The sequence below is a fragment of the Amycolatopsis taiwanensis DSM 45107 genome (assembly GCF_000519205.1).
In the GTDB taxonomy this organism is placed as follows: domain Bacteria; phylum Actinomycetota; class Actinomycetes; order Mycobacteriales; family Pseudonocardiaceae; genus Amycolatopsis_E; species Amycolatopsis_E taiwanensis.
Genome location: NZ_KI912599.1, coordinates 74,316 through 89,862, shown reverse-complemented (window position 1 = coordinate 89,862; position 15,547 = coordinate 74,316). Strand labels below are relative to the sequence as shown.

The window sequence follows — 15,547 nt, the reverse complement described above, 5'->3', positions numbered from 1 at the left end:
CGCGAGAGTACCGTACCGCCCAGTACTCGACCGCGGAACCGGAAAGGTGCGGATGATGAACGCGACAGTCATGGAAAAACCGGCGGCGATCTCCTGCGACCCGCGAACGCGGGTGACCAAGAGCCTGCTGGGGTACGGGGTGCTGGCCGGTGCGGTCTATGTCGTGACCGCCGCGGTGCAGGCGGCCACGAGATCCGGGTTCGACCCCACCCGCCACGACATCAGCTTGCTCGCCAACGGCGGCCTCGGCTGGATTCAGATCACGAACTTCGCCCTCAGCGGGCTGATGGTGCTCGCGGCGGCGATCGGCATGCGGCGCGCCCTCTCCGGCGAGCGCGGCGGCAAGTGGGGGCCGCTGCTGGTCGGCGGGTACGGGATCGGCCTGATCGCGGCCGGCGCGTTCACGGCCGACCCGGCGTTCGGCTTCCCGGCCGGCGCACCGGACCGGCCCACCACGATCAGCTGGCACGGAACGGCCCACATGTTCGCCGGGGCGATCGGGTTTCTCGCGTTGATCGCCGCGTGCGGCGTGTTCGCCCGCCGTTTCGCCAAGGAGGGCCGGCGCGGCTGGGCGGTGTACTCGGCGGTGACCGGGGTGCTGTTCCTGGCCGGATTCGCCGGCATCGCCTCCGGGTCCGGTGACGTTGCCACGACGCTGGCCTTCACCGCCGCCGTGCTCATCGCCTGGTCATGGCTCGCGGCGCTGTCCGTGCACCTGTACTCCTACGCCGGCGTCAAGGGCGCGACGGAAGCCGAGGCGAAGTGATGAGGTTCCACACGACCGTGCAGTTGAACGGCAAGTCGGCCACCGGCATCGAGGTTCCGCCCGAGATCGTGGCGGGACTCGGGTCGGGCAAGCGGCCGAAGGTGCGGGTGCGCCTCAACGACCACACCTACCGCAGCAGCATCGGGTCGATGGGCGGGAAGTCGATGATCCCGGTCAGCGCGGAGGTCCGAGCCGCCGCCGGTGTCGCCGCGGGCGACGAGGTGGACGTCGAACTCACGCTGGATACCGAGCCGCGGACCGTCACCGTGCCCGACGACCTGGCCGCCGCACTCGATCCCGCCGCCCGCCGCGCCTTCGACGCCTTGTCCTACAGCGAAAAACGCCGGTACGTGCTCGCGATCGACGGCGCGAAGACGGACCAGACCCGCCGGCGGCGAATCGCCAAGACCGTCGACGGACTGCGGAAGATCGCCGAAGACCAGGCGTGACGGGTTTAGTGTGCCGCTGTGGCACGACTGCTGATAATCGAGGACGACGAGACCATCGGGGGTGTGCTGGAGTCGAGCCTGCGCCGCCACGGCTTCACGGTGCGGTGGGAGCGCGGCGGGCGCGGGGGTCTGGCGGCCGCCGCGGCCGAGCACTTCGACCTGGTGCTGCTCGATCTCGGCCTGCCCGACCTCGACGGCGTCGACGTCTGCCGGCGGCTGCGCGCCGGGCAGCCCCTGGCCGTGCTGGTGATCCTCACCGCCCGCCACGAGGAGATGGACGTGATCGTCGGGCTGGAGGCCGGCGCCGACGACTATCTCACCAAGCCCGTCCGGCTGGCCGAGTTGCTCGCCCGCGTCCGGGCGCACCTACGCCGGGGCCCGGCCGGCCCGGCCGTCCTGGACGAGATCGCGGTGGGCGGCCTGCGCATCGACCTCCCCGCCCGGCGGGTCTTCCTCGACGATCGCGAGATCCCGTTACGGGCCAAGGAATTCGACCTGCTGGCCCGGCTCGCCCAGAACCCGGGGACGGCGGTGAGCCGGGACACGCTGATGACCGAGGTGTGGGACGCCCACTGGCACGGCTCGACGAAAACGCTCGACGTGCACATCGCCATGCTGCGGCGCAAGCTCGCCGAGGCCGCCCAACCCGGCCGGGCGCCCCGGATCTCCACGCTGCGCGGCCACGGCTACCGGTTGGACCGTTGGGGGGAGGACGAGTGCGCAAGCGGATCGTCGCGCTGACACTGGCCGCCGCGCTGCTCGCGATCAGCCTGTTCGGACTGCCGCTGGCGGTCGCGGTCACCAAGTACTACCGCGACGACGAGCGCACGGATCTGGAACGGGTCGCCACCTCAGCCGCGCTGAGCATCGCGGGTGAGCTCACCGCCCCAGCGCCGGCCATTCAGCTCCCCGACACCGAAAGCGATATCAGCCTCGCCGTCTACGCCCCGGACGGCCGGCGGCTGGCCGGTTCCGGCCCGGTCACCGCCGACGATGTCGTCATCCGCTCCCGCGGGAAAGGCCCGGCCCGTGGTGACGCCGACGGAAGCCTCATCTTCGCCATCCCGGTCTCCGACAATGGTGCCCTTGTCGGGGTCGTTCGCGCGGCGACCTCGCGCGGCGAGTTCTATCTCCGGACCGGCCTGACCTGGCTGGCGATGCTGGGGCTGGCCGTCGCGGCGCTGGCCCTGACCTGGCTGGTCGCCCGCCGGATGGCGGCCCGGCTGGCCCACCCGCTCGAGGAGCTGTCGCGGGCCGCCCGCCGGCTGGGCGAGGGCGACTTCACGGTCCGCACCCGGCCCGCGGGAGTGTCCGAAATAGACTCGGTGGGCTCGTCCCTGGACAGCACCGCACAGCGCATCGGCGAGATGATCGACCGGGAACGGGCATTTTCGGCGAACGCCTCCCACCAGTTGCGCACGCCGCTGTCCGGGCTCCGGCTCCAGCTCGAGGCCGCGCTCGACGCCCCGGACGCCGACGCGCGCGCCGCTCTACGTGACGGGATCGACACCGCGGACCGGCTCGAGCGCACCATCACCGACCTGCTCGCGCTCGCCCGCGGCACCGGCCGCTCCCCCGGCGAGACGGCCGACCTGACCGCCCTGCTCGCGGAGGTCGAGCAGGGCTGGCTCGGACTGCTCGCCGCGCAGGACCGTCACCTCCGCATAACCGCCGACAACGCACCGCCGCCCCGCGCCTCGGCCGCGGCGATCCGCCAGATCCTCGTGGTCCTGCTGGACAACGCGGTCGCCCACGGCCAGGGAACCGTCACCGTCACGGCACGCGACGCCGGCCACGCCTTGGCCGTGGACGTTTCCGACGAAGGCAGCGGCATCGACCCGGAATTCGACCCGTTCGCCCGGCGGCGGGAACCCGCGACCGGGCGCGGCATCGGGCTCGCACTGGCCCGCAGCCTTGCCGAAGCCGAAGGCGGACGCCTCTGGCTCTCCCGTCCCGTCCCGCCCACCTTCACCCTGCTACTGCCTGTCGACTAGAGACCGTTTGCCCCGGTGCCCCCTCGTTTTGGAGCAAGGGTGATTTGCTACCGATAGCATCCGTAGCAACGCTAGCGGCGCGGGTTAGCCATCCGTTAACCCTGGTCCCGGAACACTGCGGTCGTGCACCTTCTCGCCTTGAACCCGCTGGACCCGCACAGCCTGCTGGACACCTTCGGCCCGCTCGGCGTGGCCGTTGTCCTGTTCGCCGAAACCGGGCTGCTGATCGGGTTCTTCCTGCCCGGTGACTCGCTGTTGTTCACCGCCGGGTTGCTCTGCGCGACCAGCTCCTCGGCCGCGCTGCACCTGTCCCTGCCGTGGGTGCTCGTCGCCGCCGCGGCCGGTGCCCTGCTCGGCGCGCAGACCGGCTACCTGATCGGCCGCCGTGCCGGCCCCGCACTCCTCGACCGGCCGGACCGGCCACGCCTGCACGCCGCGGTCGTCCGGGCGCGTGAAGCCCTCGATCGTTACGGCGTCGGCAAGGCCGTGGTGCTCGCCCGCTTCATCCCGCTGGTACGCACCGTGCTCAACCCGCTCGCGGGCGCGCTGCGAGTGCCGGCGCGGACGTTCACGCTCTGGCAGGTCGCCGGCGGGCTGGTCTGGTCGCTCGGTGTCACGCTCGCCGGATACGGTCTTGGCAACCAGATTCCCGGCATCGACGCCTACCTGCTGCCGATCATCGCGATCATCGTGTTGCTGTCCCTTGTTCCCGTCGCACGCGAACTGCTGCGGGCCAGGAGAAAGTCCAGCTGAAGCCCCGTCGAAGGACGACTTCCATGAGCCTGACCTACCTCGAAGCGATCGTCGTCGGCGCCTTCCAGGGCGTCACCGAGCTGTTTCCCGTCTCCAGCCTGGGCCACAGCGTTCTGATCCCGGCGCTGATCGGCGGGCAGTGGGCGCATGACCTCGACGTTTCCGCCCCGGAATCGCCCTACCTGGCGTTCATCGTCGGCCTGCACGTCGCCACCGCCGCCGCGCTGCTGGTGTTCTTCTGGCGCGACTGGGTGCGCATCATCGGCGGGTTCGTCACCTCGATCCGTTACCGCCGCGTGAAAACCCCGGACGAGCGCCTGGCCTGGTTGATCATCCTGGCCACCATCCCCGTCGGCGTCTGCGGGCTGCTGCTCGAACACCTCTTCCGCACCACACTCGGCAGGCCGATACCCGCGGCGGCCTTCCTGACCGCCAACGGCCTCGTGCTCTTCGTCGGCGAGCGCCTACGCCGGCGTGCCGAGCCACAGCCCGCCACCGTGCCCGTCCCGGCCAAGGGTGCCCAGACCGCCGCCGACGCTCACCATGACACCGGCACCGACGCCGTGACGGAAGTCCTGCCGGCAGCCGGTGTGGTGGGCTCCACCGACACCTCGCCCGACGTGCGGCTGTCACGCCAACGGTTCGGACCAGGCATACTCATCGGATCCGCACAGATCCTCGCGCTGCTACCGGGAATCAGCCGCTCGGGCATCACCATGGTCGCCGGCCTGCTGCGCGGACTTTCCCACACCGACGCCGCTCGCTTCTCGTTCCTGCTGGCCACGCCGGTCATCCTCGCCGCCGGTGTGCTGAAGATCCCCGACCTGTTCGGTCCTCTCGGCGAAGGCATCCACGGCCCCATCCTCGCCGGCAGCATCGCCTCGTTCGTCAGCGCCTACCTCGCCGTCCGGTTCCTCGACCGGTACTTCCGCACCCGCACCCTCACCCCGTTCGCCGTGTACTGCGGCCTCGCCGGGGCCGCCAGCCTGCTGTGGCTGTCACTCTCGTGACACAACTGACTGCGCAACGTCGAATACTTAGCGGCGTTCCGTGAGATAGGTCCGGTATGTCGGTGTCGATCATCACCCATGCCATATGGTGGCTGGGTGAACGTGGACGTGACTCCCCTGCCGGGAATCGGCGTACGCAAGGAATTCGCCCTGGCCAACGGGCGCCGGATCGGCGTACTGACCTACCGTGACGGCCGCTTGGAACTGATCGTTTCCAAGACCGACGATCCGGACGCCTGCTTGGCGTCGGCGGTGCTGACCGCCGAAGAGGCCGGCGCGCTCGCCAACCTGCTGGGCGCGCCGCAACTGATCGCACAGCTGACCGACGAGCACCGGGATATGCCGGGCATCAACACCAGGCAGCTTCCGATCAAGACCAACGCCCCGTTCGATGGACGCACGCTCGGTGACACCGCGATGCGCTCACGGACGGGGGTATCCGTGGTCGCGGTGATGCGAGCCGGCCAGGTACAGGCTTCCCCGAGTCCGGACTTCACGCTCACCGCAGGCGATCTTCTGGTGGCAGTAGGAACATCAGAAGGTTTGGACCACGCACTGAGAATCCTGCAGAACGGCTGAGGGGCCCATGGAAAACACTGCGCTATCGTTGATCGAACTCGGCGCCGTGTTCTTCGCGTTGGGCGTGCTGGGCCGGCTGGCCGGCAGGATCGGTTTGTCGCCGATCCCGCTGTACCTGCTGGGCGGCGTCGCGTTTGGCGAGGGCGGCCTCCTCCCGTTGCACGACATTGGCGGCTTCACGCACCTGGCCGGCGAAATCGGCGTCGTGCTGTTGCTGCTGCTCCTTGGCTTGGAGTACTCGGCGGCGGAACTGTTCACCGGACTCCGGCGATCGAGACTGGCCGGGCTGCTGGACCTGGTGCTCAACGCCGCACCCGGCGCGGCCGTCGCGTTGTTCCTCGGCTGGGGGCCCATCGGGGCGATGGTCATGGCGGGCGTCACCTATATCTCGTCATCGGGAATCGTCGCGAAGGTCCTGGGTGATCTCGGCCGTCTCGGTAACCGGGAAACACCGGTCGTGCTGTCGATCCTGGTGTTCGAAGACCTGACGATGGCGCTCTACCTGCCGATTCTCACCGCCCTGCTCGGCGGCGTCAGCTTCCTCGGTGGGCTCGAGGCGGTCGGCATCTCGCTCGCCGCGGTGACCGTCGTGCTGGTGATCGCGCTGAAGTTCGGCCGCTACGTCTCGGCCGTGGTCGACTCGCCGGACCGCGAGGTGTTCCTGCTCAAGGTGCTCGGCGCGGCGCTGCTGATCGCCGGGCTGGCCTCGTCTTTGCAGGTGTCGGCGGCGGTGGGCGCGTTCCTGCTCGGCATCGCGATCTCCGGTTCGACCGCGGAGAACGCCACCCGGATGCTGGAGCCGCTGCGTGACCTCTTCGCCGCGGTGTTCTTCGTCGTGTTCGGGCTCAACACCGATCCCCGCGCCATCCCGCCCGTGCTGGGCTGGGCGTTCGCGCTGGCCGCGGTGACGACCCTGACCAAGATCGCCACCGGGTGGTTCGCCGCGAAGCGGCAGGGCGTCGGACGGCTCGGCCGTGCCCGGGCCGGGGCGGCGCTGGTGGCACGGGGTGAGTTCTCCATCGTCATCGCCGGGCTGGCGGTGACGGCGGGCGCGGTGACCGGCGAACTGGCCGCGCTGGCGACTGCCTACGTCCTGCTGATGGCGATCATCGGACCGGTCGCGGCGCGTTTTGTCGAACCGATCTTCCGCACGTTCCAGCGCAAGCCCAAGCAGCCCAAGCCCGTCCGCGAAGCGCAGTTGCCCGAATCGGCCCAGCCGAACGACCAGCGCATCTGACCTCGCCCGAACCCGGAACTCGCCTGCCCCAACCGAGAACACAGCATCCCGAACCCGGAACTCGCCCGTCCCAACCGGGAACACGCCGTCCCGAACCCGGAACTCGCCCGCCCCAACCGGGGACACGGCGTCCTGAACCGGGGACACGCACGCCCCAGCCGGGGACACGGCGTCCTGAACCCGGAACTCGCGTGCCTGGGCCGGGGACACGGCGTCCTGAACTGGGAACTCGCGTGCCTGGGCCGGGGACACGGCGTACTCAGTCGGCGGAAGACGAAGCGGTTTCGCCGTGTGCCCGGTTGCGCCACAGAAGCAGGACGGCGGCCGCGAGCGCGGCGACCACCGACGCCAGCAGGACGGCGGTCTTGGCCTCGTCGGCCGCGCCGCCGGTGAGCGCGAGCTCGGCCATGAGCAGGCTGACGGTGAACCCGACACCACCGAGCAGGGACAGCGCCCCGAGATCGCGCCAGCCCATGCCACGCGGCCGCTGCGCGATCCCGAACCGCACGGCGGCCGCCGAGACGCCAAGGATGCCGATCGCCTTCCCCACGACCAGCCCGGCGAGCACAGCGACCGGAAGCGCCGTGGTGACCACCCTGCCCAGCGCGTCCGCGTTGATCTCGATTCCGGCGGCGAACAGCGCGAACAGCGGCACCGCCAGCGCGGCGGAAAACGGCTGGTACCGGTGTTCCAGCCGGATCACCGGCGCTTCCTCCTCACCGGGGTCGGCCTTGGCCCTGGTCAGCAGGCCCAGGATCACCCCCGCGATCGTCGCGTGTACCCCGGCCTCGTGGACGGCGATCCAGGCGACTATCGCCAGCGGCAGGTAGAGCCACACCGTGCGGACCCGCCGATGTTGCAGCCACGCGTACAGCGCGAACGCCAGCACCGCGACTCCCGCGGCGAGCAGGTTGAATTTGGTGGTGAAGAGCACGGCGATCACGATCATGGCACCGAGGTCGTCGACCACGGCCAGCGACAGCAGGAACACCCGTGCGCTGCTCGGCAGGTTCGAGCCGGTCAGCGCGAGCACGCCGAGCGCGAAGGCGATGTCGGTGGCGACCGGGATGGCCCAGGCCCGTTCGATGCCCGGGGCACCCCAGCCGACGGTGAGCGCGACGAGCGCGGGCACGACCATGCCGCCGATCGCGGCCACCACCGGCAAGATCGCCTGCTTGCGCCGGGACAGCTCGCCGACCACGAGTTCCCGTTTCAGCTCCAAGCCCGCGACGAAGAAGAACAGCGCGAGCAGACCGTCCTTGGCCCAATCCCCAATGGAAAGGCGCAGGTGCAGCTGCTCTGGCCCGAACTGGAAGTCACGGACGGCGAAGTAGCTCTCACTCAGCGGTGAGTTCGCCCAGAGGAGGGCGATAGCGGTGGCGGCCAACAGGATTGTGCCGCCAGTGGTTTCGTTGCGCAGAAAACGGGTGAACTCGTCGACACGAACTCGTGCGGTACGTTCTGGTGCGGGCAAGGGTCTTCCTCAAACATCGATCCGGCCAAGTCCTGCCGACCAGACTTCCCGGCGCACCGCCTAACATCATACCATACGATCGCGTAGCGTCCACTGTAGACTATCCGCGGAGCGACTCGTTCGACGTTGAAAACAGTCGCTTGTGGACACCGGGTCGACACGGATGCGCTTACCAGGGAACGCTTGTCCGGCCATCGCCGGTACCGCGCAGCAATCCCAGACGCCCGCCCGCCGTGCCCCGGCCGGCTGCGTGACGCGACTCACTTGACTGCGCTATAGTCCGGTCTGCCAACGACTTGGGGGGTGTCGTGATGCATCAGCCAGGACCACAGCCCGCATGGCCGGCCCCGCCGTCCCGGCGATCGAACATCGCGGCAGTACTGGCCGGAGTGAGCCTGTGGCGCCTGCTGATCGTGGTCTTCGCGTTCGTCGGCTTCGGCGCCGCCGTTGCCGATGCCGGGGGCCTCGGCAACGCGATGCCGGGGTTGAGCCAGCAGGCCAGCCTGCTGACCGGGATCGCCTATCTCGGTCTGCTGGCCTACCCGCTGTTCACCGGTGGACGGCGGCACGAGCCGCGCTCGCCGTGGCTGCGGGGCGCGCTGACGGTGCTGCTGCTCTTGGTCGGCATTACGTTCCTGACCCTGATGGGCGGAGACCTCGACGAGGCATGGTCGTTGTTCGAGCATCTGCTCACGCCCTTGGCCGTCCTGGCCGACTGGATCTTCGTGGGGCGAAACCAGTCGGCGGTGCGCTGGTGGCATCCACTGACCTGGGTCGTCTTCCCGCTGGCCTACCTGCTGTACTTCCTTGCCGCCGATCTCAGGCTGTACGGCAGTTTCCTCAACCCGCACAAGAGTTCGTTCGCCGGGACAGTCATCGGGTTCCTCTGCGCCGTGGTGGCAGCGGGTTACCTGCTGTACGGCATCGCGAAGCTCAAGACCGTCGTGGCGGGCAACAACACACCCGGCACGCGGGTGCCGCAGGCGAATTACCCGCCGCGGCCCGGCTACCCCCAGCCAGGGAATTTTCCGTACCAGCCAGGATACCCACCGCAGACCGGGTACCCACCGGGATATCCACCGCAGACCGGGTATCCGCAGCCGCCGGGATATCCACCGCAGACCGGAAACATGCAGCAGCCCGGAAATCCACCGCAGACCGGAAACATGCAGCAGCCCGGAAATCCACCGCAGACCGGAAACATGCAGCAGCCCGGAAATCCACCGCAGCCGGGGCCGTACCAGCAGCCGCCCGGGGGTGGCTGGCAGCAGCGTTGACCGCGTTATCCGACCGCCGTGACGATCGCCTCGACGACGCGGTCAGGATCTTCCGCGGTGATCGCGGTGGCCATGTGTCGCGCGGCCTTGGTGTAGCCCGGCTCGGCAAGGACCCGTCGGATTGCGCCGGTCAGGGTGACAACGTCGGCGTCGGCGGGGACGCTGATACCCGCGCCATGGTGGCGAACCCGGGCGGCCACGTCGTACTGGTCTCGTCCCATCGGTATGCACACCAGCGGCACTCCGGCCCGCAGCGCCGACATGACCGTGCCGTGACCGGCGTGCGTGACCACCAGCGCGGCGTGCGGCAGGACCGCTGAGTGCGGCACGAAGCGTTCCAGAGAGGTGTTGTCCGGCGGGTCGAACTGGGCGGGATCGACCGCCGGCCCGAGGGTGACCAACGCGTGTACCGGCAGTTCGCCGACCGCGGCCAGCAGGCGGTGCAACAGGTCGGCCTGGTCCTGGTCACTGGTACTCAGGCTCACCACCACCAGCGGCCTGTCCGTCCACTTCGGACCCCACTGGCCGGGCGGTGAGTCGTCGAGTTGCGGACCGGCGTAGACGACGTTCGCCGGCGGGCAAACCTCCGGCAGTTCGAACGCGCGGCTGGTGAGCACGAGGACCCGGTCGGCGGCCAGGATCTGCTCGGTGACCGCCGCGACCTCGGGGAGCCCGAAACCGCGACGGGCGTCATTGATCGCGGTTCGGACCCGAACCCAATGCGGCTGGGCGGCCAGCGTCGAGCCGACCAGCCGGTCGGCCAGATAAACCGTCGGCATCAGCGCGGCGGAGGGCACGTCGCGCACGGTCGCGGCGATCAGCGCGCCGAACAGCATGCAGTCGGCCACCACGATGTCGACACCGTCAAGACGGCCGTCCAGGTGCTTCGCGAGCGGAGCCGGCTCGGTGTCGGCGACGACATGGAAATCCAGTCCGGCCGCCAGGTGAGCGACGGTCGGCGGTCCCACCACGCGCACACGGTGTCCGTGCGCGACCAGCCGCCGCGCCACGCGAATCTCAGCCGGTGCCGTGCCGCCGCCGTCGCGTACCACGAGTAGTACATCTTTCATGGCGGTAGGCTGGCACTTGAACCGCGGTTCAAGTCAACGGGAGCGACATGGCAGAGTTGCTCGACATCGCCGAGGTCGCCCGCCGCAGCGGGCTGGCTCCTTCGGCGCTGCGCTTCTACGAGCGCAAGGGACTGATCGAAGCCGATGCCCGCAACGGGCTGCGCCGGGCCTACCGGCCGGAGGTGTTGGGCCGGCTGGCCCGCATCCGCGCCGCCCGCACCGCCGGGTTCACGCTCGCCCGGATCCGCGAGATCCTGTCCGACCAGCCGGCCGACGCCGCACTACGCCGGCTACTGGCTGACCACGCTCGCGAGGTCGATGACCAGATCAAGCGCTTGATCGCCATTCGCGACGGCCTCCAGCACGCGGTGACCTGCCGGCACCAACCGCTCAGCGAATGCCCGTACTTCCTCGTCGAGTCGCCGTGTAGCTAAGCAGTGTTCAAAAGTGCGCGCGATCGGGTTTGGATAGCCAGACCGTGACTCCCGCGTGGCCCCTGCTTTCTTCAGGTTGGCGGCCTGCCTCCCCAAATCCGAGGCCTCCGGCGCGCGCCCCTGGTCACCTCGAGCGGAAAGACGGACTTTGAGACACGGTCTAGGCCGAAGGGCTGCCGACGCGCTGGCCGCGGCCGCGTGGTGTCAGCCATTGCCAGCTCATCGCCGCGCGACGTGCGCGGGCCGACACTGCCGAGACGATCCGCTCCAACGGCCCCTGGCCGAACAGGCGGCGCCAGACGACCGCGAAAATGAGCGCACCGGCCACCGTCACCGCGTACAGGGCGTTCGGCCTGTTGCCGAACAGGCCCGAACCCAGGACCAGCGCGTGGGCGGAGTAGATCGTCAGGGTCATCGCACCGGCCACGCCCACGGGCCACAGCAGGCGGCGGGCCGGGCGAAGCTTGGTGATGAGCAGTACGCCACCGAGGATGGCCATCGCAACGCCCAGGCTGTGCAGGGCGTCGAACGGCGTGCACGAGTGATGGCTGCGCACGGCCAGCCACCACCACGAGGGCACGCGGTCCGCGTTCCAGAGAATGTCGTTGCGGACCGCCGCCGGATCCGCACCCGGGCCCGCCAGCGCCATCAGATGCTGCAGGCCGCCGAGGTTGAACAGGAGAAGCGAAGAGGCGAACCAGGCGGCGACGGCCAGCGCCAGCCCGCCGCCGAACAGCCAGGTGGCCACCCTGGTCGAGGACAGGTCGAGCCGGCCGATGGCCAGGCCGGCAATGAGGTAGGCAAGGTAGACGACCGCCGGGAATCCGCCGGTGACCAAGAGCTGGAGGAGGAAGCCGAGCGGGTGGGTGACGAGGTCGGTGAACGTCGGGCCGTCCTCGTTCACCGGCTGCAGGCCGAGCGCGGTGGCGCCCAGAATGATGAGCGGACCCACCACGACCAGCCCGCCGGCGACCGCGGCCAGCGTGCGCGGCCGGAGGCCGATCAGTGGGATGGCGAGCAGGAAGTACAGCCCGTAATTGGGCAGGATCACCTCGAGGTCCGGCGACGCGTAGGCGATCGAGAGACCGATGACCGCGATCAACACGGCTCGCACCGCCACGCCCACCGACGTGGCGCGGCGAAGGTGTCCGCGCACCGGGTGCCGGCCCCCGGTGATGAACGCCAGGCTGATGCCCGCCACCATCACGAACATCGTCGCCGACCGGCCCGTCACCGTCATCCCGGCAAGCGTCGGGTTGCCGTTCTCGTCGACCACGTCGTAGATATTCGCCGCCAGCATCGCAAACAGCGCGACTCCTCGTGCTACGTCCACGCCCAGGAATCGCTTCTTCGCGGGCGCACTCGACTGAGGCGTCTTCGTCACCGCTTCACTCATAGCCCATCACCACGGATCTCGGTCTTCGCACCAGAAGGTTTCCGGCACACAAGCGGACACGGCGTGGTCCTGCGAAAACATTCAGCCTGCCACCAGATGGGTGGAAAATACAAGCATGGCCGGGATTACTCCGAAAACGCAAATCGAGATCGCGGAATCACCGGTTTATTATGCGGAAACCAAAACCGTGACGGAACTGGTCACGGGTGTTCGAGCCGCCGCGCTCGCCCGGCCGTCCGCACGATTCACGTCACCGGAGTGTCACAACGAATCGGTACGGCTACGGCAAAGTTGTTCGCGAGGAGCGGCTGCGATGTCCAATGGCGTCGGGGCCATTAGCGTCCGCCAACTGGATCTGGCTCTCCGCCAACTCGCTCGGCCGTTACCCGGCCAGGACACCGCCGCAGACCCTGATCACTCCACAGTGGACTTTCCGGCATCTCACTTCCCGTGGCTCTCCGTTGACAGCAGCTGGGAACGCAGCGTGTCGCAGGCCCACTGTTCCCATTGGTCTGGCGTCCAGCCTCGGTCACACACCAACAGCAGGTACATCTCGGGGCTGAGCATCGCGAACATGAGGTCGGCGGCACGCTCGGCGGAAATGCTTGCGCGAATGTCAGGCTTGTCGACGAGGGCCCGTGCGGCCGTGGCGTAGACGGTGAAACGCGGATCGGATTCCTTGCCCCAGAGTTCGCCAACCTCGGGTTCCATGATGGCCGCCGTGCGTAGCACCTTGGCAATCGGGGCGATACGGTCGAGAACCTCCCGGGCACCGTGAGCGAGCGCCCGCAGTTGCTCGTCGGCCGTGGCGGTGGCCAACGCAGCGTGGAACCACGGCCGTTGCATCGTCCCCACCGGCTCGTCGTCACCGGCGACGGTGATGTCGCCGAGTTCTTTGAGCACAGTGCGCTTGTTGCCGAACGTGAAGTAGATGGTCTGCACCGCGACGCCGGCCCGATCGGCGATGTCCTGCAACGCCGTTCCCGCATACCCGCGTTCGAGGAAGAGCTCTCGTGCCGCCTCCAGGATCCGTCGGCGCGTCTGCCGTGCCTTCTCGGCGCGCTTCATTCGCACCTTGCCCGCGTCATGGCCCGAGCATATGCTAGAGCCTTCACTAGAGTTAACTCTAGTGAATTTTTGGACGAGAGGGGCTCTCATGGATTCTCCAACCTTCGACCGAGTCGCGGACGCCGACCGCTATGAGGTCATCAGCGGTGGCTTCGACTCACACCTGTTCGCCCGCGCCGCGATCGGCTCCGAGGATCGGGTGCTGGACATCGGGTGCGGCTACGGCGCCACGACACGGCTTGCCGCTCGCCAAGCGAGCCAGGGGCACGCCGTCGGAATCGATATCGCGGAGCCACTGCTGGCGCAGGCTCGGGCGTTCGCCGCCGCCGAAGGCATCCGCAACGTCACCTACCAAACCGGCGACGCGCAAATCCACCCGTTCCCCGAAGCCGGCTTCGACGTGGCGATCAGCAGGTTCGGCGTGATGTTCTTCGCCGACCCCGTCGCCGCTTTCGCCAACGTCGCGGCGGCCCTGCAGCCGGGCGGGCGGCTGGTCTTCACCACGCTCGGGCCGCCGGAAGGCAATGACCTCCCGCGCATCATCGCGGCGGCGGTGACCGAGCAGCCGGTCGCCGTCCTGCAGTCGCTGGCCGACCCCGAACGCATCGACGAGGTGCTCACGAAGGCCGGTTTCCACGACGTGACGATCGATCCGGTGGAAACGTCGATCAACCTCGGTACCGATGCCGCCGCGGCGGCGGAGTTCATCGTCGGTTGGGGCGGCGCGGGCTGGCCGGACACCGCGCGGGACGCGCTCGTGGCCGCGGCGCGGCCATTCGAAACACCCGGCGGAGTCCTGCTCCGCAGCACCGCGTGGCTGGTGAGCGCCACCGTCCACCCCTGACGCGTTCCGCGCGAGTCCCACACTCACGTCGCGCGAGTCCCACACTCACGTCGCGCGAGTCCCACACTCACGTCGCGCATGTCCCGCCTTCCGGGAGACCGGAACCTGGGACACACAACGGGAACGTGGGACACACACGACAGGAACGTGGGACACACACGACAGGAACGTGGGACACGCACAACGGGAACGTGGGACACGCACGACGGGAACGCGGGACACGCGGCTCGAAAGCTCGCTCCTGGCGGCCCGGTCTTGTGACGCTAATATGAGGGAGCGCGATCGTTGTGAAGAGTTTGGAGGTCCACGATGCCCCCTCGCGGCGATGAGACCGGGTATGCCACGCCTACGTGGACGCCTCCGCAAGTGGATCTCGAGCGCCCCAACGTGTCCCGGGTCTACGACTGGTACCTGGGCGGCGACAACAACTACGCGATCGACCGGGAGTTCGGCAGAGAGGCGCTCAAGCTCCTGCCCCACGCCCGGGATGTTGCCCAGTACAACCGCGAGTTCATGGTCCGAGCGGTCCGGTACGCCCTGGACGAAGGCATCGACCAGTTCCTCGACATCGGCTCCGGGATCCCCACGGTGACCCCGGTGCACGAGCTCGCCCACGCGGCCAACCCCGAGGCCAAGGTCGTATACGTCGACAACGAGGCCGTCGCGATCGCGCACGGCACACACATGCTCACGAATGTCCCCAACGCCGCGATGGTCGGCGGTGACTTCTACCGGCCGGACACCATCCTCGACGCCGAGGCCACCGGGCAGCTGATCGATTTCGACCGCCCGGTATGCGTGCTGCTCGTCGCCCTACTGCATTTCGTGCCGCCGGAACGCGACCCGGAGCAAACCCTCCGACATTACCTCGACGTCCTCGCCCCAGGCAGCCTGGTCGCGATCTCCCACGCCACCGTGGACGGCCTGGACCCCGCCGTCCCGGCGGAAAACACCGTCCGGGAGTCCACGCTGGCCTTCTGCGCGCACTACAGCAAGACATCGACTCCGGACTTCCTCACCCGCACCAAGGACGAGTTCGCCACCTTCTTCACCGGTCTGGATCTCGTCGAACCCGGCATCGACTACACACAGTCCTGGCACAACCCCGACGTGCCTCACGGCGAGAACCCTGCATTGTCGGTCTGCCTCGCCGGCGTCGGCCGCTTGCCGCGCCCGGACCCACGCGCCTGAAAGTC

General features: G+C 68.9%; 16 protein-coding genes. 12 read left to right on the top strand and 4 right to left on the bottom strand.

What is annotated here, in order from left to right:
- The first annotated feature begins 55 nt into the window (after window positions 1-55).
- The 8 genes from A3CU_RS48675 to A3CU_RS0137950 all read left to right on the top strand — a co-directional run bounded on the left by A3CU_RS48675 (window position 56) and on the right by A3CU_RS0137950 (window position 6,788).
- The gene (locus A3CU_RS48675; RefSeq protein WP_245617511.1) at window positions 56-766 is read left to right on the top strand and encodes a DUF998 domain-containing protein; all 711 of its coding nucleotides are present in this window, start codon (window positions 56-58) and stop codon (window positions 764-766) included.
- Window positions 766-1,215 (top strand): YdeI/OmpD-associated family protein, encoded by a 450-nt coding sequence (locus A3CU_RS0137980; RefSeq protein WP_027946645.1) that lies wholly within the window; start codon window positions 766-768, stop codon window positions 1,213-1,215. The genes A3CU_RS48675 and A3CU_RS0137980 overlap by 1 nt, the downstream gene beginning before the upstream one ends.
- An 18-nt stretch (window positions 1,216-1,233) precedes the next feature.
- Window positions 1,234-1,956, top strand: a complete 723-nt coding sequence (locus A3CU_RS0137975) for a response regulator transcription factor (protein WP_027946644.1) — start codon at window positions 1,234-1,236, stop codon at window positions 1,954-1,956.
- Window positions 1,932-3,209 carry a HAMP domain-containing sensor histidine kinase gene (locus tag A3CU_RS0137970; RefSeq protein ID WP_027946643.1) on the top strand — a complete coding sequence of 426 codons (1,278 nt, stop codon included), beginning with the start codon at window positions 1,932-1,934 and terminating at the stop codon, window positions 3,207-3,209. The genes A3CU_RS0137975 and A3CU_RS0137970 overlap by 25 nt, the downstream gene beginning before the upstream one ends.
- A gap of 123 nt (window positions 3,210-3,332) precedes the next feature.
- The gene (locus A3CU_RS0137965; RefSeq protein WP_169739740.1) at window positions 3,333-3,962 is read left to right on the top strand and encodes a DedA family protein; all 630 of its coding nucleotides are present in this window, start codon (window positions 3,333-3,335) and stop codon (window positions 3,960-3,962) included.
- Window positions 3,963-3,985: 23 nt separating this feature from the next.
- Entirely contained in the window at window positions 3,986-4,972 is a 987-nt protein-coding gene (locus A3CU_RS0137960) for an undecaprenyl-diphosphate phosphatase (RefSeq protein ID WP_027946641.1), read from the top strand.
- A gap of 96 nt (window positions 4,973-5,068) precedes the next feature.
- The gene (locus A3CU_RS0137955; protein WP_027946640.1) at window positions 5,069-5,551 is read left to right on the top strand and encodes a cation:proton antiporter regulatory subunit; all 483 of its coding nucleotides are present in this window, start codon (window positions 5,069-5,071) and stop codon (window positions 5,549-5,551) included.
- Window positions 5,552-5,558: 7 nt separating this feature from the next.
- Window positions 5,559-6,788, top strand: coding sequence for a cation:proton antiporter (locus tag A3CU_RS0137950; protein WP_027946639.1), 1,230 nt, complete (start codon window positions 5,559-5,561; stop codon window positions 6,786-6,788).
- Between the two features lie 259 nt (window positions 6,789-7,047).
- Here the strand turns inward: A3CU_RS0137950 and nhaA are convergent, their stop codons facing one another.
- A complete protein-coding gene (nhaA, locus tag A3CU_RS0137945) occupies window positions 7,048-8,262 on the bottom strand; it encodes a Na+/H+ antiporter NhaA (RefSeq protein ID WP_027946638.1) in 1,215 nt (404 codons plus the stop codon).
- A gap of 311 nt (window positions 8,263-8,573) precedes the next feature.
- On the opposite strand from nhaA, the gene A3CU_RS54180 reads away from it, so the two are divergent.
- A complete protein-coding gene (locus tag A3CU_RS54180; protein ID WP_211246616.1) occupies window positions 8,574-9,539 on the top strand; it encodes a proline-rich domain-containing protein in 966 nt (321 codons plus the stop codon).
- A 5-nt stretch (window positions 9,540-9,544) separates the two neighbouring features.
- Here the strand turns inward: A3CU_RS54180 and A3CU_RS0137935 are convergent, their stop codons facing one another.
- The gene (locus tag A3CU_RS0137935; RefSeq protein ID WP_084144159.1) at window positions 9,545-10,609 is read right to left on the bottom strand and encodes a glycosyltransferase; all 1,065 of its coding nucleotides are present in this window, start codon (window positions 10,607-10,609) and stop codon (window positions 9,545-9,547) included.
- A gap of 47 nt (window positions 10,610-10,656) precedes the next feature.
- Between A3CU_RS0137935 and A3CU_RS48660 the strand changes: the two genes are divergently transcribed.
- Window positions 10,657-11,043: a MerR family transcriptional regulator gene (locus tag A3CU_RS48660; protein WP_043843935.1), complete on the top strand. Its 387-nt coding sequence runs from the start codon at window positions 10,657-10,659 to the stop codon at window positions 11,041-11,043.
- 160 nt (window positions 11,044-11,203) lie between these two features.
- Here the strand turns inward: A3CU_RS48660 and A3CU_RS48655 are convergent, their stop codons facing one another.
- Window positions 11,204-12,439 (bottom strand): DUF418 domain-containing protein, encoded by a 1,236-nt coding sequence (locus tag A3CU_RS48655; RefSeq protein ID WP_084144158.1) that lies wholly within the window; start codon window positions 12,437-12,439, stop codon window positions 11,204-11,206.
- A gap of 441 nt (window positions 12,440-12,880) precedes the next feature.
- Window positions 12,881-13,507: a TetR/AcrR family transcriptional regulator gene (locus tag A3CU_RS0137920; protein WP_043843932.1), complete on the bottom strand. Its 627-nt coding sequence runs from the start codon at window positions 13,505-13,507 to the stop codon at window positions 12,881-12,883.
- An 88-nt stretch (window positions 13,508-13,595) separates the two neighbouring features.
- On the opposite strand from A3CU_RS0137920, the gene A3CU_RS48650 reads away from it, so the two are divergent.
- Both A3CU_RS48650 and A3CU_RS0137910 read left to right on the top strand, forming a co-directional pair.
- Window positions 13,596-14,351, top strand: a complete 756-nt coding sequence (locus tag A3CU_RS48650; protein ID WP_043843929.1) for a class I SAM-dependent methyltransferase — start codon at window positions 13,596-13,598, stop codon at window positions 14,349-14,351.
- A 309-nt stretch (window positions 14,352-14,660) separates the two neighbouring features.
- Window positions 14,661-15,542 carry an SAM-dependent methyltransferase gene (locus tag A3CU_RS0137910; protein ID WP_063628964.1) on the top strand — a complete coding sequence of 294 codons (882 nt, stop codon included), beginning with the start codon at window positions 14,661-14,663 and terminating at the stop codon, window positions 15,540-15,542.
- Window positions 15,543-15,547 lie beyond the last annotated feature (5 nt).